The sequence below is a fragment of the Qipengyuania triglochinis genome (assembly GCF_054655615.1).
Map to the genome: position 1 here is coordinate 1,002,898 of NZ_BAAHND010000002.1, position 20,461 is coordinate 1,023,358.

Sequence of the window (20,461 nt, forward strand, 5' to 3'; positions counted from 1 at the left end):
CATGGCGCTGAGGATGGGTCAGTCGCCGATGCGGAATGTGATTTGCCTATAGCGTGCCGTAACTCTGGAGAGATAACCGCGTTGCAGAGAATTGGAACTAACCGCTCCCCGCGGATCGCTGTCCTGCGCGACTGAACTCGAGTTCAGAAGGCGGCCGTAAGCGAGACGACCACTGCTTCGTCGACGATGTTCGGTGTCGTGCCGAGCAAGCTGAAATCTGAGATGTCAGTGTCGACATAGGCGACGCGCGCCGTCAGTGCGTTCCAGCTTCCGGCCACGCCCAGCGACCAGTCGGTGTAATTCCCGCCGGGGGTCAGCGTAGTCTCGCCTTCCGATCGTCCGACATGCGAGTCCAGCGCAAACGGAGTGCCCTCAATAGGCAGCGTGGCATCGGCGGAAGCATAAAGATTGTTGTTGCCGCCGATCGCATCCTGCGCGGGTGCGTATGCGACGCCGAGCGTAACAACGGCGGGGCCGGCCGCCAGACCGAACTTGGCATAAGGCTCGAAGAACTCGAATTTTCCGCCGGTCGACCCCGGATAGGCGTAATAGATCACTCCGCCATCCAATGTAACGCCATCAGCGACCTTTGTCTTGTAGCCTACGTAGAGATCAAGCTCAAGATTGGAGCCGCCAAGCTCGCCGAAACCGTCGATGCCCGAAGCCCAGGTGCCGGCGTAAAGGCCATTCTTGTGGGAGACGCTGACCCATCCCTGCACCGCCACTTTCTCATCCGACAGGTCGATCCCGCGAAACCGGTAGGAGGAAACCAGCGCCGTTCCGCCGGAGACAGTGACAGCGTCGGCTTCGGTCTGGTCGGTTTCCTCCTGCACATCCTGGGCGTAAACGGGCGTGGCGAGCGAGGCCGCAAGCGCGGCAAGGAAGATCATGCGCATTGGAAAAACTATCCTTGATGAAAGGGCGGCGACCATCGCCGCGCCATGCGCAAGGTCTCTCTTCCCACTGCCCGTTAAAACGCCATGCGGATCGCGGGGGTGGCTTGTGAAATCCGCATGAAAGCGGGGCCTTCTCACCCCGTTTTTACGCGGATTTAATGCGCTGGCGGGCGTTCCCCCGGCGAATTTTCATCCACGCGAGGTCCAGAGCAACTGCCGAATAAGGGAGCTGTTTCGCATGACATTCGATCTCATCCTCGTGGGGCTCGTGGCGCTCGGCCTGCTGGCCTATCTCACCGCAGTCCTCCTGCGGCCGGAGCGCTTCTGATGGAGCGTGCTGCCTCTGGCCAAACCGGACTGTTCCAGCGCGAGCTGGTCGTCCCTGCGATCCGCGATTCCTTCGTGAAGCTCGATCCGCGCACGCTGATGCGCAACCCGGTGATGTTCGTCACGGGAATCGTCGCGGCGACCGCGACCGTAATCCTGCTGCGGGGGATCGCCACCGAAGCCGAGGACATCGGCTTCCAGGCGCAACTGGTGTTCTGGCTGTGGCTGACCGTGCTGTTCGGCAATTTCGCCGAAGCGCTCGCCGAGGGGCGCGGTAAGGCACAGGCCAGGGCGCTGCGCGACACCAAGGAGAGACTTACCGCGCTCAGGATCGGTGAAAATGGCGCCACCGAGGAGATCCCCGCGACCCAGCTGCGCCATGGCGAAATCGTCCTGGTCTGCGAAGGGCAGCAAATACCTGCCGATGGTGAAGTCGTGGCGGGAGTCGCGTCAGTCAATGAAGCGGCGATCACCGGAGAAAGCGCGCCAGTGATCCGCGAGGCGGGCGGCGACCGGTCAGCGGTGACCGCGGGCACCACCGTGATCTCCGACAGAATTCGTGTGAAGGTGACCGCCGAACCGGGCAGTGGCTTCCTCGACCGGATGATCGCGCTTGTCGAAGGCGCAAGCCGCCAGAAGACGCCGAACGAGATCGCGCTGACGATCCTGCTGACAGGCCTGACGCTGATCTTCCTCGTCGCAGTCGGCACGCTGCCAGCATTCGCGGAATTCGCCGGTGGCGCGATTGCAGTGCCGGTGCTGATCGCGCTGTTCGTGGCGCTGATCCCGACGACCATCTCCGCGCTTCTCTCGGCCATCGGCATCGCGGGAATGGACCGGTTGATCCGTTTCAACGTGCTCGCCAAGTCGGGCCGCGCGGTGGAGGCGGCCGGCGATGTCGGCACGTTGTTGCTCGACAAGACGGGGACGATCACGATTGGCGACCGGCAGGCGAGTGAGTTCGTCACCCTACCCGGCATCGCCGAGACCGACTTAATCGAGGCGGCGCGTCTTTCAAGCCTCGCCGACACGACACCCGAGGGACGCTCGATCGTTGCGCTGGCGGGGGGCGAGGAAGCGCTGCCGGGCGATGCGGAACCGGTCGCCTTCTCAGCGCAGACCCGGGTCAGCGGAGTCGACTTGCCTGGCCGAAACATCCGCAAAGGCGCGGTCGATGCGGTTCTGAAGCTTGGCGACTTTCCTGAAGATGCCGTGCTGGCGCTCAAGAAGATCACTGACAAGATCGCGCAGGCTGGAGGCACCCCGCTGGCGGTGGTCGAGAACAAACGCCTGCTTGGTGCGATCCATCTGAAGGATATCATCAAGGCGGGCATTCGCGAGCGCTTCGTCGAGCTGCGCCGGATGGGCATCCGCACGGTGATGATCACGGGCGACAACCCGCTCACCGCCGCCGCCATCGCGGCCGAAGCGGGGGTCGATGATTTCCTCGCCGAAGCGACGCCCGAGGACAAACTGGCCTACATCCGCAAGGAGCAGTCCGAGGGCAAGTTGGTCGCCATGTGCGGCGACGGCACCAATGATGCCCCAGCGCTCGCCCAATCCGACGTGGGCGTGGCGATGAACACAGGCACTCAGGCCGCGCGCGAAGCGGGCAACATGGTCGATCTCGATAGTGACCCGACCAAGCTTATCGAGGTCGTCGGCATCGGCAAGCAGCTGCTAATGACGCGTGGCAGCCTCACCACCTTTTCGATCGCCAACGACGTCGCGAAGTATTTCGCGATCCTACCGGCGATCTTCGTGGTACTCTACCCCGCGCTGGGTGCGCTCAACGTGATGGGGCTCGCAAGTCCGCAGAGCGCTATCCTTTCGGCGATCATCTTCAACGCGATCATCATTCCGCTGCTGGTGCCGCTGGCTCTGAAGGGCGTTGCGTATCGCCCGATGCCCGCTGCCAGCCAGCTGCTGCGCAATCTCGGCATCTACGGCGTGGGCGGCGTGATCGCTCCCTTCGTCGGCATCAAGCTCATCGATCTCGCCGTCGCCGGCCTCGGCCTCGCGTAAGCCAGCGAAGGACATTCTCCATGCTTTCCGCAATTCTCACTATCATCCTAATCGTCGGCGGCACTGCGCTGCTGGCGTGGCCGCTCGGAAAATACATGGCCGGGCTTTTCTCGGGCCGCTTCGCACAGGCCGACGGACTGTTTGCCCGCTCGGTTGGCGGGGCGCCCGAGCAGGACTGGAAACAGTATTCGCTCGCCCTGATCGCCTTCAACATCGTGATGTTCGGCTTCGTCTTCATCCTGTTGGCGACCCAGCACATGCTGCCATTCAACCCGGACGGTCAGAGCGCGGCCTCACTTGACCTAGTGTTCAACACTGCTGCCAGCTTCACCACAAACACGAACTTGCAGCACTATTCCGGCGAGAGCACCTGGAGCTACCTCGCTCAGATCGGCGGGCTGATGTGGCTGCAGTTCGTCTCTGCTGCAACCGGCATTGCAGCCCTCGCTGCGCTGGCACGAGGGATTGGCGGAAAACCGACGATGGGCAACTTCTTCGTCGACGTGCAGCGCGCATCGTTCTGCGTGCTTTTGCCATTGGCGGTCTTTGTAGCCGCAGTGCTCGCATTGAACGGCGTGCCGATGACGCTGCAAGGCGCGGCGCAGGTCTCCACGCTCGAAGGCGTGACGCAAACCATCGCGCGCGGACCTGCCGCTGCCTTTGTAGCAATCAAGCAACTCGGAACCAATGGCGGGGGCTTCTTCGGCCCTAACTCGACCCATCCGCTGGAGAACCCCAACTTCTGGTCCAACGCGTTCGAAATGGTCGCGATCATCCTGATCCCGATGGCCTGTGTATGGATGTTCGGTCGGATCATCGGCCGACCCAAGCATGCCACCGTCGTGTTCGGCGTGATGGCGGCGCTGCTGCTGATCAAGATCACCGCGTCGGTCGGGTTCGAGACTGCACCGACCCAAGCCTTCCTGAACCTGCCCGTGGCGCAGGATGTTGGCAATCTTGAAGGCAAGGAGCTGCGGCTCGGTGCCACCACCGGCCCGCTATGGGCGGTGTTGACCACCTCGACTAGCAATGGTTCGGTCGGCGCGATGCACGACAGCCTCAACCCGTTGACGGGGCTCGTGCCGATGGCGGGCATGTGGCTCAACGAAACCTTCGGCGGCGTCGGCGTGGGCATGATCAACATGTTTCTCTACATCGTTGTCGCAGTTTTCGTTGCGGGCATGATGGTTGGGCGCACGCCGGAGTATCTCGGCCACCGGATCGAGGGGCGCGAGATGCGGCTCGCGGTGCTGGCGCTCATCAGCCACCCGGTGCTCATCCTCGGCGGCACGGCGCTTTTCGCGGCGACCGCGTGGGGTCAGGGCACGCTCAACAACGTCGGCGCGCACGGCTTCTCCGAGATCCTCTACGAATTCAGTTCGGCCGCTGCCAACAATGGTTCCGGGTTCGAAGGTCTTGGCGACAACACCGTGCCATGGAACATCGCCACCGCCCTCGTGATGCTGATCGGGCGTTACCTGCCGATCATCGTTCCGCTCGCCATCGTCGGTTCGATGATGGCCAAGCGTCGCAGTGCGGAAAGCGCGGGTACGCTCAGTGTGGAAAGCAGCACCTTCGGCGTGATGCTGGTGATCACCATCCTGATCTTCGGCGCGCTGACCTTCTTCCCCGCCGCCGCGCTCGGCCCCGTAGCCGAACACCTGACCTTCATGCGCTGACCGCAGCCGTAACTAAGGATCCGACACGATGAACTATGTCCTCCCTTCGCTCCGCCTGTGGCTGGTGACGATCCTCGTCTGCGTGGTTATCTATACTGGGCTGGTGCTCGCCTTTGCCCAGACCGTCGCCCCCTACCAGGCCAATGCGTCGATCGTCGAAGTGGACGGCCGGGCCGTGGGTAGCGAGCTGATCGCGCAAGACTTCACCAGCGCGCGCTACTTCTGGCCGCGCCCCTCGGCTGCCGGTTACGAGGGGATGGGCGCGGCGGGGAGCAACCTGTCGCCCACCAGCGCGGACATCGCCGCGCGCGCCGAAGAGACCGTCGCCCGCTACGGTGCCACTGCCGAGAACCCGGTTCCGGCGGATCTGGTGGCGGCATCGGGCGGCGGGCTCGACCCGCACATCTCGCTCGACGGTGCACTCTATCAGGCCGATCGGGTCGCAGCTGCGCGCGGGCTCGATCCGGCCCGGGTGTGCGACCTTATCAAGCAGCAGGCCATCGCGCCGGGCGCGATCTTTGCGCCCGAGCGCATCGTGAACGTGCTGCAACTCAATCTGGCGCTCGGCCGCTTGGAAGAATAAGCGAGGCAGCAATGGTCGAAGATCAGCCAACCAGCGATGCGACTCGGTTCCTGCGGCTCGCTCGCGCCGAGGAACGCGGTCGCCTGACCATCTACCTCGGCGCGGCACCCGGTGTCGGGAAGACCTACCGCATGCTGCAGGACGCTGCCCGGCGGCAGGCGGAAGGCGTCGACGCGGTCGTGGGTGTCGCCGAGACCCACGGACGGAGCGAGACCGCACTATTGCTCAAACCGCTAGAAGTGATGTCGCGCCGCCACTACAATCACGAAGGCCATCGGCTGGAGGAGTTCGACATCGATGCCGCCCTGGAGCGGCGACCGCAGCTCATCCTGGTCGACGAACTGGCGCACGCCAATGCGCCAGGCTGTCGCCATCCCAAACGCTGGCAGGATGTCGCGGAACTCCTCATTTCAGGCATTGATGTCGCAACCACCATAAATATCCAGCACTTGGAAAGCCTCAACGATATTGTGGCCGGGATCACCCACGTCCGCGTGCGCGAGACGGTGCCTGACAATATCCTCGAACGCGCCGAGATCATCGCCGTCGACCTTCCACCCGAAGCACTGATCGAACGGCTGGAAGCGGGCAAGATCTACCTGCCAGAAACCGCCGGACGCGCGCTGTCCAACTTTTTTACCCCCACCAAGCTCGCCGCCCTGCGCGAGCTCGCGCTGCGCTACGCCGCAAGCAATGTCGATCGGCGGTTGAGCGATCAACTCGAACTGAGCGGCGAAGGAAGCGGTTTCGTCTCTGGCGACCGGCTGATGGTGGCGGTGAGCCCCGGCAAGGGCGGTGCGCAAGTTGTGCGCGAGGCCAAGCGGCTGGCGGATATGCTGCACGCCCGCTGGACCGCGGTCGTGATCGAAAGCGGCAGCGCGCGCGCGGTTGAGGGCGCGCAGCGCGAGCAGTTGGCCGACAATCTCGCTCTCGCAGCGTCGCTAGGCGCCTCGCTGATGACGGTCGCAGCGACCGATGTCGGCCAAGCGCTGATCGATCAGGCGCGCGAATTGCGGACGAGTCAGATCGTAATCGGCAAGAGCCGTCGCAGCCGCTGGTTCGAGTGGCGGCACGGCTCGATCGCACAAGAAGTGGTTCGCAAGGCTAAGGGCGTTTCAATCCACGTCGTCCCCCTCAACGAGGCGGACGAGAAGCCCGCGAAACCAAAAGACCCTTACTCGCAGCGCAATAACATCTTCGCCTTCTGTCTGGTGGCCTTCACCATCCTCGGACTGCATTTTGCGCAGCCGTTCATCTCGCGGAGCGCGATCGATCTTGTCCTTCTGCTCCCGGTCGTCGCCGGGGCAACCTTGCTCGGTTTGCGTCCCGGGATTTGGGCGTCGATCTGGGCGGCGCTGGGCTACAATTTCTTCTTCACCCAGCCGCTTTACACGCTCAGCATCTACAGCAGCGCGGACATCGTTACCTTTGTGGTCCTTTTCGCGGTGGCCATGGTCATCGGTGGGTTGGCAGGCAAGGTGCGACGCCAGGCCGAAACAAGCGCGGGCGTTGCCCGGCTCAATGCTTCGCTGGCGCGCTTCGCAGGGCTGATGGGCGGGCTATCCAACAAAGACGAGACTGCGCGCGTCGCGTGCACCGAGATCGGCGGCCTGCTCGATGTTATGGCGATCATCGTTTCGATCGAAGATGACCGGCTGGTGGTGCGCGGCAACGAGAACTATCGCGAACTCGATATGATCGATGAGGCCGCGGCCAAATGGGCGCTCCAAAACGGTGAACCAACGGGCCGCGATACCGGCACGCTGAACGCAGCTGACTGGCAGTTCCATCCCTTAAAGACGGCGCTCGGTATGATGGGTGTTCTGGGAATCGCACGGCCGTCGCAGCAGCGCGTAATCCGCCCCGACGATGCCACGTTGCTCGCCTCGCTGGCCGACCAGACCGCTTTGGCGCACGAGCGGCTAGTGCTGGAGGGGCGTGCGCGCGAGGTCGACGCATTGCAGCAACGCGATCAGCTTCGTGGAGCCCTGCTCGGCAGTATTGCCCACGACCTGCGAACGCCGCTGACCGCAGTGATCGCCGCGACCGAGGCGATCCCGTCCGAAGGATCATTTGCCACCGAGGTGCTGATCGCACGCGAGGAATCGCGGCGTTTGCAGCGCTTCCTGAATGATCTTCTCGAAGCCTCTCGGATCGAGCATGCCGCGATCCGGCCCAGGATGGAGAGCGTGGACATGACCGATGTGATCGCCGCAGTCCTGGGCGACCTTCGGCAGACCGGCCCCGATACGCGGGTCGACACCGCGATCGATGCTGACTGCCCACTGGTGCAAACTGACTCCCTGCTGGTCCGCCATGTGCTGATAAACCTGATCGACAACGCGCTCAAATTCTCGCCGCAGTCGAGCAGCATTCTGGTCGAGCTCGATTGCAGGGACAATTACGTGACGCTGCGAGTGCTCGACCGGGGGCCGGGGCTCCCGTCGAGCGAAGTCGCATTGTTCGACCGGTTCGAGCGACTTGAAGGAACCGATCGCTTAGGTGGTTCCGGCCTTGGTCTATGGATCGCGAAGAACTTTGTGGAGGCGGTTGGTGGCTCGATTGCGGCGGAGAACCGCGAGGGTGGCGGCGCAGTGTTCGCGATCGCGCTGCCACAGGCTATGGCCCTGTCCGAGGAGACCGCCGGCCATGCGTAGCGACGTGCTGATCATCGACGACGAGCCAGCGATCCGGCGTTTGCTCGTCGGCGCGCTCGACCGCAGCGGTATCAGCCATGCCGAGGCGGCGAGCGCGGGCGAAGCACTGCGAATGGCAAAGGCTCAGCCGACACCGCTGGTCGCGCTCCTCGACCTCGGGCTGCCCGATCGCGACGGGCTCGAGATCGTCCCGCAGCTTGCCGCGCTAGGCCTGGCAGTGATCGTCCTGACCGCTCGCGACGCGACCGAGGAAAAGGTCGCCGCCCTCGATCTGGGGGCCGACGATTTCGTGACCAAACCGTTCGACAGCGAAGAACTGCTCGCCCGGGTCCGTTCCGCGCTGCGGCGCAAGGCAGGCCCGCTCGCCGACACCGCTTTGCGCGAATTCGCCGATGGCACGATAGACCGCGAGGCGCATGCCGTCACTCTACGGGGCGAGAAAGTCGAACTGACGCCGCGCGAGTTCAACCTGCTATGGGCGCTAGCCGAACACCCGGGGCGCATAGTCACGCATGAGAGCCTGCTCGAGACGGTGTGGGGGCCGGCGCACCGGCAGGATCTGGACTATCTGCGGGTCGCGATCCGTTCGCTCCGACGGAAGATGGAGCAAGATCCGAGTAATCCGCGGCTAATCGTGAACGAACCAGGCGTGGGCTATCGTGTAGCTGTGAACCTAGGGCGGAGTGTCTGATGCGATCCGATATGCAAGACAGAGCGGACTGTCCGCTAACGGCCCAGATTCTGCCTGTCGTGTAAGCGCCCTAGTGTCGGTCATTCGAGGGCCGTATTCGAGCAGCGAAAAGCGGACCGTCTGCTTCAAACACGCTTTTCAAAAGTGCTACGCTACTAAACTCGTCGGTTTCTATCCCAAGAGGACTAACTAGCAGCTGTAAATTTGAGAATGCCACCATCAATCTTGCCCGCCCGTCAGAGTCTTCGCCTTCGAGCCTCTTAATCTTATTAAAGCAGCCTAGTGCAATTTTGCGGGAACAGGTAACCCGCGATTAATTATCTAAGACGGCACTATTACTGCCTAAATTACTTCTGGAACCAGGTATTCGCGTGGTGATTGGCCAAAATGACGGCGGAACATGGCGCTGAAACCGCTCGCGCTTTCATATCCAACTTCATGGGCCGCGCGCGTGACTGACATCCCCTCGTTCAAAAGCGACAATGCTTCCATGAGGCGGATCTGTTGGCGCCACACCGCCAGGCCCATACCGGTCTCTGCCTTGAACGACCTTGTAAAGGTTCTTCGTGCCATACCGATTTCACTGGCCCACTCGTCAATATCGCGGTTGCAGGATGGATCCAGAAGGAGAGCTTCGCATACCTTCAATAAGCGCGGATCTCGCGGCATGTTTACTCGGTAAGGCGCAGACTGCATCAGTTCGATCTCTTCCAAAAGCATGGCTAAGATGCGGTCGCTACGGCCGGTTTGATCAACCTGCCTATCGAGGCGCGCAGCCTCCAAGATCAGCGCTTTCAGGAAAGGTGATACTTCGAAAGCGCGGCATTCATGTCCGCGAGTGTTCAGCTCAGGCTTGAGATATAAGGTCCTGAGCGAAACGGGACCGCGGCAATGAACCTCGTGATCGGTATGCGCGGGTATCCAAACGGCGCGCTGAGGCGGAATGACGTAGCTGACATCCGGCGTACGGACCGACATCACGCCAGCGGATGCATACAGCACTTGAATATGATCGTGGCGGTGAAGCAGGTCAAGATATCCTGCGGGATATTCGTCCACCAGAACGACGACAGGCTGGTTCTCGGCAATGATGTCTAAGCTATGCTTCATTGAGCTTTCGTAATTGCGAGCAAATTGAACGCCATAAGCGCAGATATTGCAACTGCTAGGTAGGACTTGGCCTGATCGTGCACCTCATCAACCCTACTGGAGTAGAGTTAGCGCTGCTGTGCCATTACGTGAGATGCGGGCAAAAGGTAGAAAGAAAGACGAAACGATGGCCGCAGTGAACGCGAACAACCGCCGGGTGGACCCCGACATCGCTCGCTTCGTCTCGGCGTTGGCAGCCGCCTACGCCGAACACTCTCCTTCGCAACCGGTCAGCCCAACCCAGCGCCGCCACATTGCTGAACTGGTGCGTGAGGAATGGCGTAGCGGTGGCCCAGCCATGGCGAAAACCACGACATGGGATCGCGCTGGCTTGCGAATGCGTCTCTACCTCCCGGTGGAAGCCGAAGAACTACCCGCGCTATTCTATATCCACGGAGGCGGGTGGACGATCTTCAGCATCGATACGCATGATCGGCTTATGCGCGAATATGCAGCGCGCGCGGGCGTGGCGGTGATCGGTATCGATTACAGTCTTGCCCCGGAAAGCCGCTACCCGGTAGCTTTGGATGAAATCGTCGAAACCTTGGACTGGTTAGAACATGAGGGCGCCCAGTTGGGCATTGATCCACGGCGAATCGCTATTGGAGGGGATTCCGCAGGAGCGAACCTCTCGGTCGCCGCCTGTCTGCGCCGACGTGATGCGGACCACCGGACGCTGGCGGGAATGCTGCTCAATTACGGCGCGTACGATCCCGCGCATCGCGGAAGCTATAAAACCTTTTCGGGACCCGACTACACGCTCGAGGCTGACGAAATGGATGCCTTCTGGAGAGGTTATGTTCGGAGTGAGCAGGATCTGGAGGATCCGCTCGTCGCGCCCATCAAGGCAAATTTGGAGGGTCTGCCGCCAGCGTTTGTGGGTATTGCCGAGTGCGACGTTCTCACCGACAGCAATATCGCATTTGCCGACAAGCTAGAGGCTGCCGAGGTGCCGGTTCATCGCAGCATCTACAGCGGTGCCACGCACAGTTTTCTCGAAGCGGTGGCGATCGCCCCGCTTGCTCAGCATGCCTTTTCAGAGCAGGCCGAGTGGCTGCGCGAGCGACTGGAAGTGAGCTGACATGTCTACACACAGTCCCGATACGCAGAGGTGGATGGCGAAACTCGTCCACGAATATCCGTTGGCTTGGCTGGTATCCCGCCAATTCAATGCCAGCCCGCTGCCGCTGCTGGCGGAGGGAACCGCAGAGGGCGAGATCGCAGCGCTTTTCGGTCACTGCGCTCGGGGCAATCCCCTTTGCGAGGATTTTGCGCGGGATCCGTCTGGTCTGGTCTTGTTCAACGGTCCGGCCGGTTATGTTTCCCCTCGCCATATCAGCGAGACCGACTGGGGGCCGACCTGGAACTATGCGGTTCTGCGCTTCACGGTCGAAGTCGAATTTCTTCCCGGCGAGACACGCAATTCGGTCGAGCGCCTCCTGAACCATCTCGAAGGCTGCGAACCCGGCCGATGGAAAACCTCGGAACTGGGCGCACGGTATGAGGCCATGCTAGATCGCATCGTTGCCTTTCGTGCTCATGTTATCGACTGCACCCCAACGTTCAAACTGGGCCAGGACGAGAGCGCTCAAATCTTTGCGCAGATCGTGAGCAACCATCCGGACAGGCAACTCGCGAACTGGATGCATGAGATGGTGGAAGAACAGAAATAATCTGGGCGGTTTTCGCGATGCGCCGGCAATGTGCACAACCTTGGTTGTCGGTGAAATTCAGTCCGCACCCGGGAGCGGTATCTGGAAGCTGCAATCGATTTGTACCGGGTTTCTCAAGTTCAAGTACCGGCCACGCCTACACTCATGATCTGACATGTTTGCGATCCACGAGGATCGGGGTGGGAGCAATCGAGAATGACGTCAGCGCTGCGAACATCCAGCGGTTTCATCGAGAAAGCTGGAGGGTTTGTTCTGCTGCAAGTGCGAACAAGCGCCATTATGGCGTGCAACTAGTTGCTAGCATACAATTATTACGTCTTGGGGGCGCGATTGGCTCCAAATATTTCAGCTGCCTTAGGTGGAATTTCTGAAGGTCAGCGAGTGTTTGGGTCAGCGGTTTAATTCTGAAACATCGACAGGGTAGGTAGGAAAATCATGCGAAAAGCCGTTTGGACGGGCACGAGTGTTGCCACAATCGCGACCGCGATCCTCTTCGCTCCGGCTGCGATGGCGCAGCAATCTGGTGGCTCTGAGATTTCCAACGTAATCGTTGTGACAGCCAACAAGCGCGATCAGGCGTTGGACGAGGTAGCCGGTTCGGTTTCTGCTGTGAGCGAGGAAGAGCTAGCTGACCTGAATGCGCAAAGCCTTTCCGATTATATCACAAGGGTCCCCGGGGTGATCTTCAATGATTATCAGCCGGGTGTATCGGAAGTGGTCATCCGCGGGGTCGCATCGACCACCTATCACGAAGCAAACCAGGCGACGACCGGCTACTATCTCAATCAGATCCCTTTGATCGAACCGGGCTTCCCGCTCCTCATCCCCGATGTCGATGCCTTCGATCTGAAACAAGTGGAGGTCCTGCGCGGTCCGCAAGGTACGCTGTTTGGCTCATCGTCTCTGGGCGGCGCGATCAATTATGTCGTCAACGAAGCCGACCCCTCGGGACTCGATGCCGCTGTGGAGGGAACCGTTTCCAGCACGCGGCGGGCGGGTGAGCTTAATTACGCAACGAAGGCCATGATCAATGTGCCGATCGCGCGCGACAAGCTGGCCCTTCGGGTTGTTGCGTTGCAACGTGTCGATGCTGGCTATCTCGACAATATCGGCACGGGTGAGGATGGGAGCAATGATCTTCGTGTACGCGGTCTGCGCGGTAATCTGGTGTGGACACCGGGTACCACGACGACCGTTTCTGCGACCAGCATGTACCAGGACTACGCGCTCGACGATCAGACCTATGCTCTTTTCGACCTTCCCCGGTTTCAGCGTAGTACGAATGTCGATGAATATCAGGATACCGACTTTTTCCTAAACAGCTTGAGGATCGATCAGGACTTGGGCTTCGCGACAGTAACGGCGGTCGGAAGCCACATCGAAAAGAACAGCGACGTCGCATTCGACGATTCTGTGTTTCTTGGGATTGATCCCCGCACCGATACTGCGCAGCTTTCGGGGGCGCGGGGGACTTCGAAGACAGATTATGCCGAACTTCGCGTCGCATCCAACGGCCAGACGCCATTTACCTGGCTCATCGGCGCGAACTATACGCAATTGCGCTCTGACAGCACGGATGGCGTACGGATTCCCGGGATAGCCGCCTATATTGATGCAAACCCCGGCGAATTTGGCGGTCAACCGAGTTCCGTGATCGCGCCGGATGATTTCACCCAGCGTACCAATTCCACCAACAAAGTCCGGGAAGTCGCGCTCTTCGGGGAAGCAGCGTACACTTTCGCTGACGTTGTTACCCTGACCCTGGGTGGCCGATTGTTCGAATATCGTTCGGAGCCGCGCCTGCAGTTCCTCCCCAACGCAGAGCTAATTCCGTCCTTCGACTATCAGCCGGGAGAAAAGAAGGAATCCGGCTTCATACCCAAGGTTTCGCTGTCTTACGAGCCGAACGACCGTTTCATGGCCTATGCGCTTTACTCGGAAGGGTTCCGGATCGGCGGAACGAACGTTTACTCTGTCGCATCGGGTGCGCCGCTAGATTTCAATAGCGATACGACGAAGAACTACGAAATTGGCACACGTTTCGATCTGGTTCCTAACCAGATGTCATTCGATATATCTGCCTACCATATCGAGTGGGACAATATTCAGGCGCGTCTTTTCACGCCTGTGACTTTCGATAGCTACACGACGAACGGCGGCGGCGCGCAAATCGATGGTGTCGAGATGTCCATCGTATTCAGCCCTACGCGTGATCTCTCGTGGTCGACGAATCTGACCTATACGGATGCGCGTCTGTCCTCCCTTCTGCCGGACACAAGCGCCCCGGGGGGCGGATATGCAGAGGGAACTCGCCTTCCCGGTTCGTCGGAGTGGATGATCGCCAACCAGCTTGATCTTGCGTTCGATGACGCGCCGATGAAGCCGCGCTTCGGCATCGCTCACCGCTACTTGTCCGAAGCGCCCGTTGCGTTCGGGGCTGTACTGGACAAAGGCGATTACCACATCGTCGATCTCAACGCGTCCGCAGAGATACAGCCCAATCTCGAATTGAGCATTTTCGCAAAGAATATACTCGATTCCTATGGCATTCTGAACGCGCCGTTCAGCTTTGCCGGTGCAGTTGCTCGGCCACGCACGATTGGTGCCACGTTACGGTTCGATTTCTTCTGACCTGGTCCGGTGGCGCTAGTTCCGAAGCGGAGCGCGCCACCGCCACCTGTCGGTACAAGAAACGACACCTAGAGCGACACAAGCTGCACAAGGACGCCAGCGGCCAGAAGCATAACCTCTCGACATCCATCTGCCCCTATCGCAAACGGGGTCTGAAAGGGTGATCAATGGCGACTAATCCGAGGATCAGATTGGATAAGCGAGACTTGCGTATCCTGCAGGAACTGCAGGCCGACAACTCAATCACCTATCGCACTATGGCGGACCGCGTGGCTTTGTCGCCCAGCGCCTGCGTATCACGCGTCCAACAAATGGAAAAAGCCGGAGTGATCTGCGGCTATCATGCCCGGATCGACATTAACAAGGTTCGGCCGACACTTGTGATGATGGCGGAAATCTCCCTTTCATCTCATCATCCAAGCGATCTTCAGGCATTCGACAACATGCTGAGATCTATGCCTGAAATCGTGGAAATCCTGCGGGTCAACGGACCGGTGGACTATATCGTGCGGATACTATTGTCCGATGTACACGAATGGCACGACTTCGCTCATCGTCTGATCGCGTCCGACAACAAGGTGGAAAAGATGGTGACGCATATCGTGATGGAGGAGACAAAGCCTTTTTATGGTTATCCGGCGCCCGCCCTCGACGCTATGGGGTTGGATGAATAGGGCAGCAGGCAGGGTTTGGCGGTCCGCTTTTAAGCTTCAATTCTCGATCACACACGGTTTCCAGCTGTTCCCAGCAATGGCCTGGCTATCCTGGACTAATCGTCCATCAGGTCCGGTAGTGTTGTAGTGTAGGACAGGGATATCCTTGCATGCCTTGTACCCGACGGAAGCGACAAAACCGTTAGCCAGTGGAAACGCTCACTTTTCCGTCAGGGCACATGCGCTTCGAAGAAATCGAGCACACGTTGTTGGATGTCCCTTTGATAGGCAGGATCGCTCATCCAGTGACCTTCGCCGGGATAGGTGACCATTTCAGCCTCCTTTCCGAGGAGCTTGAGGCCGTTGTAGAAATGGTGCCCCAGTGCGACGGGCACTCGGCTGTCCTGTGCACTATGCAGAACCAGGATCGGCATGTGGACTTTCTCCAGCATTCGGACCGGAGATGCAGCATCATATGCAGCCAGATTTTCAACCGGACTGCCGAAATAGTCGAGCACGAAATCGGGTGTATCGGTAGTCCTTAGCATGGCAAGCACATCGGTGGGAGCGGCTCCAACAATGGCTGCTTTGAAAGGGCCGCCATGCGTCGCTGCCCAGGCCGAGAGATATCCACCATAACTCCAACCACCGATTCCAATCCTGTCTGGATCTGCGATCTTGCGGTCCACCAGATAAGCTACGCCATCAAGTACATCCTGATAATCCCCTCCGCCCCAGTCACCGATCGCCAGCCGCGAAAATTCAGCGCCTTGTCCGTAGGATCCTCGCGGATTGGGTAGAAGGACGGCATAACCATGGCTCGCCAGCATTTGGCCCCATTCGTGCCAGCTTCCCATCCAGCCACTCCACCACGCCCATTCGGGGCCGCCGTGAAGTTGAACGACCGTCTTGACTGGTGTTCCAGGCTCGTAGCCGGGCGGGGTGATCAAAACGCCATGGATGCGGCGTTCGTCAGTGGAACTTTGCCAACTGATTGTCCCGACCTTGCCTAGCCTCCACGAAGCGACGTCAGGATTGAGCGCCGTGATAGCAGTAAATCCCGCGTCACCTAACGCCCATGCGTCAACGGGCCGATCTGGCGTGTTGCCGATGACGGCAACATCGCCCCGATGATTGATTGCGAGTTCAGAAATCTCACCGTTGAAAGGGGCAATTGTTCGAATTGCTTGGCTTCCCGGCTCAAGCTTGACCAGCGACGAGCTCGTTTTCTCGAAGCTGGTGGCCAGAAGCGCGCGTCCACCATCGGTCCAGTGCGGATGGAGGAGAAAGCCTCTATGTGCCTCGCCGTACCGCATCACCGTGTTGTCGGTGACCGTCAGGACACGAACATCGGTCGACATTCCCCCGGTCAGAGGGCCATCAGGGCCGTCCTTGCGAATGCCGGCGAAGGTCAACTTGCTGCCATCGGGTGACCAGTTCGCCCCGCTTGCCGCATCGATAGCAGCAGTATCGCTGATCTGCCCGCTCGCCGTGTCTATCAGCGCAATGCGGCTGTGATAGAATAGAGAATTCAGCCCGGGTTCGTCCGTCACCCTGATCGCCAGGCGCTTGCTGTCGGGGCTCCACTCCATATCTGCCACGTTGACGGTATCGGGGGAAATGAGGCGGGTAAGGCCGCTCTTCATATCCAGAAGCCAGAGCTGTGCGACGGGCTGCGTGGCGCTTGCCAACTGCACGTTGCCTCGTTCGGTGGCGCTTTCGTCTTCGCCGGGATCACTCGAAATGAAGGCAATATGTTTGCCGTCCGGAGACCACTCGTATGCCGCCACACCCTCTGGCATATTCGTCAACCGGACCGGGTTCGTGCCGTCCCGGTTGATTGCACAAATCTGCGCTGTCGTACTCTCGGCATTTTCATCATGTGGTTTGCCGGTGGTGCATCGGTCGGACAGGAAAGCAATCTGCTTGCCAGTTGGCGACCAGGTGGGATTACGGTTGGCAGCCACTGCAGGAACGAGGAGCCGATGCGCCGACGAACCATCGGTAGGAGCAAGCCATATGCCCGAAGCAGGCGTTGCGAATGTCGACATTTGCGGCAAAACGACGAAGGCGATCTCTTCGCCGTCCGGCGAAAGGGCGAGATCGACCATATTGTTCAGCGTCATGATGTCTTCCGGCGAGATTGCCTTACCGGTTTGCGCCGTAACCGATTGGTCGCCGTTACCAACTCCGCGCGCAAGAAGAGAATTCGGGAAAGCAATCGTACAAGACAAAATCACCAGACAGGTCAGGAAACTGCGATACATCGACGAAACGCCTCTTGCTGAATGTGGCAACCCGAACACCATAGTGACGAAGGCGTCGGCATTGGATCGGTTCTCTCCTGTACTAACCGCACAAAACAGGCCGGAATTATCAGTCAACTGCGATTTGTTCTTCGCAGCTCACAAAGCGGGAATGACCTTTGGCGCCGAACAAATCTGCGAAACTCGTAGCCGCCCGCGCAAATCGCACGAAATACGAGCTGGCCAACCGTTACATTGACCTCGTCGAACCTGATACAAAAATACCATTAGCCGCTCGCCAAGTCGGCGATCGTCGGCGCTAAAAGGCGATCGAGAATTTCTATGCTCGTTTTTCATTCGGAGGCCGCCCGCCTTCACGATCCAAGCCATTTCTTCCGTTTGGGCATTCAGGTTCCGCACCCTGAAAGTGCGGAGCGTTACCGATTGCTTTTCGATGCCGTCTCGCGGTCAGGGCACGAATTGCAAGCCGCAGGGGACCATGGAACCGCGCCCGTGACCCGCGTCCACGATCCTGATTATCTGGCTTTTCTGCAAAACGCCTGGGAAATGGCGGTGATAGAGGGGGAAACTGGCGAGGAGATCAACACAACGCAGTTTTCCAAGCTGCCCCCGCTGCAACGGCCGAAAACAGTGCGTGGCCTGATGGGGGTATATTGCAGCGATACCTCCACCGGGATCCGCGCGGGAACGTGGAGCGCGGTCAACGCTGCCGCACAAACTGCTATCAGCGCGGCGGAGGCGGTGGCTGGTGGAGCCTCGGTTGCCTATGGTCTTTGTCGCCCTCCCGGCCATCACGCCCACCGTGGCCATGGATCGGGCTTCTGCTTCCTCAACAATGCGGCCATCGCGGCAGATCACCTCAGGCAATACCATGACCGCATCGCAATACTCGACATCGATGTGCACCACGGCGACGGCACACAGCGTATATTCTATGAACGCGATGACATTTTGACAGTCTCCATTCACGCCGAAAGCGAAGCCTATTTCCCTCATTTCACCGGGCACGCAGATGAACGTGGGGCAGGGGACGGAGCCGGTTTCAACCGTAATATTCCGTTGCGGCACGGTGCAGGAGACGCCGAATATCTTGCCGCTATTAAAACTGGGTTGGACGAAATCACTGAATATTGTCCGGGCGCTCTTGTGGTGTCGCTCGGCCTCGACGCAGCCGCCGATGACCCGGTTGGCGTTTTGGAAGTCAGCCAAAGCGGGTTTCAGTCAGCTGCGAGAATAATCTTCCAAGGGGGGTGGCCAACCGTTTTAATTCAGGAAGGGGGGTATCCTTCTGAAAATTTGCAGGACAACCTGATCGCCTTCCTTGCGGGTTTTAAGGGTCAGACGGAAGTTGTAGAATGACCACTGTTTTTCGCCTTTAGAATGGCAGGCAAATCACCGGCTATATAGCTACGTGCCCATTCACTTGAAAAATTCGTTGACTGATGCTGCTCAAGATTTCGTTTTCTATGGAGGCGTAGTTTAGTCGAGCTAGATATAGTTCACTGCCATAATTCAGAAAAACGCCAAGCTTGCTCGATCGCTGGATATCTAAAAGCCTTTTCCGTCGGGATTATATCTCCTCCTGGCCGCTTTCTAGCGGCACTGAACCCAAAGCGGACTGTCAGCTCTCGGCCCAAAAGCCGCCATGCAACTGCGCCTCTGAAGAGAGATCAGGGCCTCCGCAGAGAAATTTCCCAATGATTTGAGTGCCCATTTTTGTCATCTATGGGGCACCATTTCCCTTTATAGCTTGAATCACGTGCTCCTAGACTGCGGAGCTGAACTGTCTGGCGGCCGGCGCACGGTGAACATCGAAAATTGCCGCGATGGTGCGGGCATAAGGCAGCCCCTCGGAGAGAATGGTTAGCCATTGGCGATCGATCGACGCAAGGCCGCGATCAATGAACGGAGCCAGCGAGGCTCGAGCTTCGTGCATCAGACACGCCCCAAGCTGTGCACGGCCATGGCAGAGTAATTGCTCGATAACCGCCCCCCGATACCGGGAGTCTGCAGTTCGCAATGCACCACGATTGGCGGTCAGCAGCATTTGTGAGGCGAGCATTCGATAACGACCGCTATTCTTCTCGTTCTGCGCGAGCAGGTGGGGGAAGCTGCTGATCGACGAGGCACCAAGGCCGATCAGCACGTCGCTCTGGTCGTCGGTAAAGCCTTGGAAATTGCGGCGAAGTGTACCTGCCATAGCAGCCGTAGCCAGTGGATCGCCGCCGGGTTTGGCAAAATGGTCGAAGCCAATAGGTGCGTACCCATGGGTCACGAAATAGGCATAGCCCACCTGCGCCATGGCGAAACGTTGTCGTTGGTCGGGTAGGGCGTGATCACTAATAGCTCTTTGGCGAGCCACGATATGCGGAACGTGAGCATAGCCGAACAAAGCCACCCGATCTGCACCGAGTACCCGAGTACGTTGCAGGCTGTCTTCGAGATCGCAGAGCGACTGGTTTGGCAGGCCATACATCAGATCGAAGTTGAGCGATGTGACACCCGCCTCCCGGAGCCAATCCACCGTCCTTGCAATGCAATCTTCGGATTGGATGCGACCGATCGCTTGTTGGCATTGAGGGGAGAAAGTCTGCACACCCAGACTAGCTCTTTCTATGCCGATACGCTTGATAACATCAGCCCAATCCCGCGTCATGGTGCGTGGATCGAGCTCAATCGAGATAACGGGATCGTGGCAGCTGAAATGGGAAAAAATAGTGTCGATAAGCCGCTGAAATTCATCGGGCTGGAGCGCGTTCGGGCTACCACCCCCAAACGCTATACGACGCACCCGCACTGATTGGGGCAACTGCGATGCGACTAGTTCAATTTCGGTATGGAGTGCGGCGAGATAGGATTCCAGACGCTGCTTGCGACCAGCAGCTGCGGTGTTGCAACCACAGTAAAAGCAGATCTTCTCGCAGAAAGGGATGTGTACGTAGAGAGATATATCTCCATCGGTCTGCCTCAGCGCCTGGCAATAAAGCTCGGTGTCGAGATCATCGAACTCGGCGGCGGTAGGATAGCTTGTGTATCGAGGTACGGGCTTGGCGAGCAGGTCTGGGTGATATGTCCACATGTCAGCCCATTTGGGCCAATGGGCGAACTGCGTCATTGAGCTAGATCAAATCTCCTGCGGCAGCTTCCGGCATGGCACGCCTTTTCAGGGCATGACGGAACTGGCCTTTCTCTGCGTTTGATAGGAATATCTATCGTGCCGCCGCTACAGA

Annotated in this window: 15 protein-coding genes; 11 read left to right on the top strand and 4 right to left on the bottom strand. The window is 59.3% G+C overall.

Annotated features, from left to right (window positions below; genetic code table 11):
- Positions 1-143: 143 nt before the first annotated feature.
- On the bottom strand, positions 144-896 hold the full coding sequence (locus tag ACYQ0G_RS11015) for a TorF family putative porin (protein WP_460102503.1): 753 nt from the start codon (positions 894-896) through the stop codon (positions 144-146).
- Between the two features lie 238 nt (positions 897-1,134).
- Between ACYQ0G_RS11015 and kdpF the strand changes: the two genes are divergently transcribed.
- Genes kdpF through ACYQ0G_RS11045 form a run of 6 tightly spaced genes read left to right on the top strand, consistent with a single transcriptional unit; the run spans position 1,135 to position 8,858 of the window.
- Entirely contained in the window at positions 1,135-1,224 is a 90-nt protein-coding gene (gene kdpF, locus ACYQ0G_RS11020; protein WP_197635597.1) for a K(+)-transporting ATPase subunit F, read from the top strand.
- The gene (kdpB, locus tag ACYQ0G_RS11025) at positions 1,224-3,248 is read left to right on the top strand and encodes a potassium-transporting ATPase subunit KdpB (protein WP_460102506.1); all 2,025 of its coding nucleotides are present in this window, start codon (positions 1,224-1,226) and stop codon (positions 3,246-3,248) included. Before kdpF ends, kdpB begins: the two co-directional genes overlap by 1 nt.
- A gap of 20 nt (positions 3,249-3,268) precedes the next feature.
- Positions 3,269-4,927: a potassium-transporting ATPase subunit KdpA gene (gene kdpA, locus ACYQ0G_RS11030; RefSeq protein ID WP_460102508.1), complete on the top strand. Its 1,659-nt coding sequence runs from the start codon at positions 3,269-3,271 to the stop codon at positions 4,925-4,927.
- Between the two features lie 28 nt (positions 4,928-4,955).
- The gene (gene kdpC / locus ACYQ0G_RS11035) at positions 4,956-5,510 is read left to right on the top strand and encodes a K(+)-transporting ATPase subunit C (protein WP_460102510.1); all 555 of its coding nucleotides are present in this window, start codon (positions 4,956-4,958) and stop codon (positions 5,508-5,510) included.
- Positions 5,511-5,521: 11 nt separating this feature from the next.
- Positions 5,522-8,167 (top strand): ATP-binding protein, encoded by a 2,646-nt coding sequence (locus ACYQ0G_RS11040; protein ID WP_460102512.1) that lies wholly within the window; start codon positions 5,522-5,524, stop codon positions 8,165-8,167.
- Positions 8,160-8,858 carry a response regulator transcription factor gene (locus ACYQ0G_RS11045; RefSeq protein WP_460102513.1) on the top strand — a complete coding sequence of 233 codons (699 nt, stop codon included), beginning with the start codon at positions 8,160-8,162 and terminating at the stop codon, positions 8,856-8,858. Before ACYQ0G_RS11040 ends, ACYQ0G_RS11045 begins: the two co-directional genes overlap by 8 nt.
- 342 nt (positions 8,859-9,200) lie before the next feature.
- Here the strand turns inward: ACYQ0G_RS11045 and ACYQ0G_RS11050 are convergent, their stop codons facing one another.
- Positions 9,201-9,917, bottom strand: a complete 717-nt coding sequence (locus tag ACYQ0G_RS11050; protein WP_460102515.1) for an AraC family transcriptional regulator — start codon at positions 9,915-9,917, stop codon at positions 9,201-9,203.
- Positions 9,918-10,134: 217 nt separating this feature from the next.
- Here ACYQ0G_RS11050 and ACYQ0G_RS11055 point away from each other — a divergent pair, with 217 nt between their 5' ends.
- The 4 genes from ACYQ0G_RS11055 to ACYQ0G_RS11070 all read left to right on the top strand — a co-directional run bounded on the left by ACYQ0G_RS11055 (position 10,135) and on the right by ACYQ0G_RS11070 (position 14,985).
- Positions 10,135-11,088, top strand: a complete 954-nt coding sequence (locus ACYQ0G_RS11055; protein WP_460102517.1) for an alpha/beta hydrolase — start codon at positions 10,135-10,137, stop codon at positions 11,086-11,088.
- Position 11,089: 1 nt separating this feature from the next.
- Positions 11,090-11,680: an FMN-binding negative transcriptional regulator gene (locus ACYQ0G_RS11060; RefSeq protein WP_460102519.1), complete on the top strand. Its 591-nt coding sequence runs from the start codon at positions 11,090-11,092 to the stop codon at positions 11,678-11,680.
- 435 nt (positions 11,681-12,115) lie between these two features.
- Complete coding sequence (locus ACYQ0G_RS11065; protein WP_460102521.1) at positions 12,116-14,311, top strand: TonB-dependent receptor; 2,196 nt, start codon at positions 12,116-12,118, stop codon at positions 14,309-14,311.
- A gap of 191 nt (positions 14,312-14,502) precedes the next feature.
- Entirely contained in the window at positions 14,503-14,985 is a 483-nt protein-coding gene (locus ACYQ0G_RS11070; RefSeq protein ID WP_460102523.1) for an Lrp/AsnC family transcriptional regulator, read from the top strand.
- Positions 14,986-15,194: 209 nt separating this feature from the next.
- Here ACYQ0G_RS11070 and ACYQ0G_RS11075 read toward each other — a convergent pair whose 3' ends face one another.
- Positions 15,195-17,231, bottom strand: coding sequence for a S9 family peptidase (locus tag ACYQ0G_RS11075; RefSeq protein WP_460102525.1), 2,037 nt, complete (start codon positions 17,229-17,231; stop codon positions 15,195-15,197).
- A gap of 321 nt (positions 17,232-17,552) precedes the next feature.
- On the opposite strand from ACYQ0G_RS11075, the gene ACYQ0G_RS11080 reads away from it, so the two are divergent.
- On the top strand, positions 17,553-18,590 hold the full coding sequence (locus tag ACYQ0G_RS11080; RefSeq protein WP_460102527.1) for a histone deacetylase family protein: 1,038 nt from the start codon (positions 17,553-17,555) through the stop codon (positions 18,588-18,590).
- A gap of 406 nt (positions 18,591-18,996) precedes the next feature.
- On the opposite strand, the gene hemN is transcribed toward ACYQ0G_RS11080, so the two are convergent.
- The gene (gene hemN / locus ACYQ0G_RS11085) at positions 18,997-20,310 is read right to left on the bottom strand and encodes an oxygen-independent coproporphyrinogen III oxidase (protein WP_460102529.1); all 1,314 of its coding nucleotides are present in this window, start codon (positions 20,308-20,310) and stop codon (positions 18,997-18,999) included.
- Positions 20,311-20,461: the final 151 nt, after the last annotated feature.

What these genes read in the sequence shown, in the direction of transcription:
- ACYQ0G_RS11015 (WP_460102503.1), bottom strand. Translation starts at nt 896, where the DNA reads ATGCGCATGATCTTCCTTGCCGCGCTTGCGGCCTCGCTCGCCACGCCC.
- kdpF (WP_197635597.1), top strand. Translation starts at nt 1,135, where the DNA reads ATGACATTCGATCTCATCCTCGTGGGGCTCGTGGCGCTCGGCCTGCTG.
- kdpB (WP_460102506.1), top strand. Translation starts at nt 1,224, where the DNA reads ATGGAGCGTGCTGCCTCTGGCCAAACCGGACTGTTCCAGCGCGAGCTG.
- kdpA (WP_460102508.1), top strand. Translation starts at nt 3,269, where the DNA reads ATGCTTTCCGCAATTCTCACTATCATCCTAATCGTCGGCGGCACTGCG.
- kdpC (WP_460102510.1), top strand. Translation starts at nt 4,956, where the DNA reads ATGAACTATGTCCTCCCTTCGCTCCGCCTGTGGCTGGTGACGATCCTC.
- ACYQ0G_RS11040 (WP_460102512.1), top strand. Translation starts at nt 5,522, where the DNA reads ATGGTCGAAGATCAGCCAACCAGCGATGCGACTCGGTTCCTGCGGCTC.
- ACYQ0G_RS11045 (WP_460102513.1), top strand. Translation starts at nt 8,160, where the DNA reads ATGCGTAGCGACGTGCTGATCATCGACGACGAGCCAGCGATCCGGCGT.
- ACYQ0G_RS11055 (WP_460102517.1), top strand. Translation starts at nt 10,135, where the DNA reads ATGGCCGCAGTGAACGCGAACAACCGCCGGGTGGACCCCGACATCGCT.
- ACYQ0G_RS11060 (WP_460102519.1), top strand. Translation starts at nt 11,090, where the DNA reads ATGTCTACACACAGTCCCGATACGCAGAGGTGGATGGCGAAACTCGTC.
- ACYQ0G_RS11065 (WP_460102521.1), top strand. Translation starts at nt 12,116, where the DNA reads ATGCGAAAAGCCGTTTGGACGGGCACGAGTGTTGCCACAATCGCGACC.
- ACYQ0G_RS11075 (WP_460102525.1), bottom strand. Translation starts at nt 17,231, where the DNA reads ATGTATCGCAGTTTCCTGACCTGTCTGGTGATTTTGTCTTGTACGATT.
- ACYQ0G_RS11080 (WP_460102527.1), top strand. Translation starts at nt 17,553, where the DNA reads ATGCTCGTTTTTCATTCGGAGGCCGCCCGCCTTCACGATCCAAGCCAT.
- hemN (WP_460102529.1), bottom strand. Translation starts at nt 20,310, where the DNA reads ATGTGGACATATCACCCAGACCTGCTCGCCAAGCCCGTACCTCGATAC.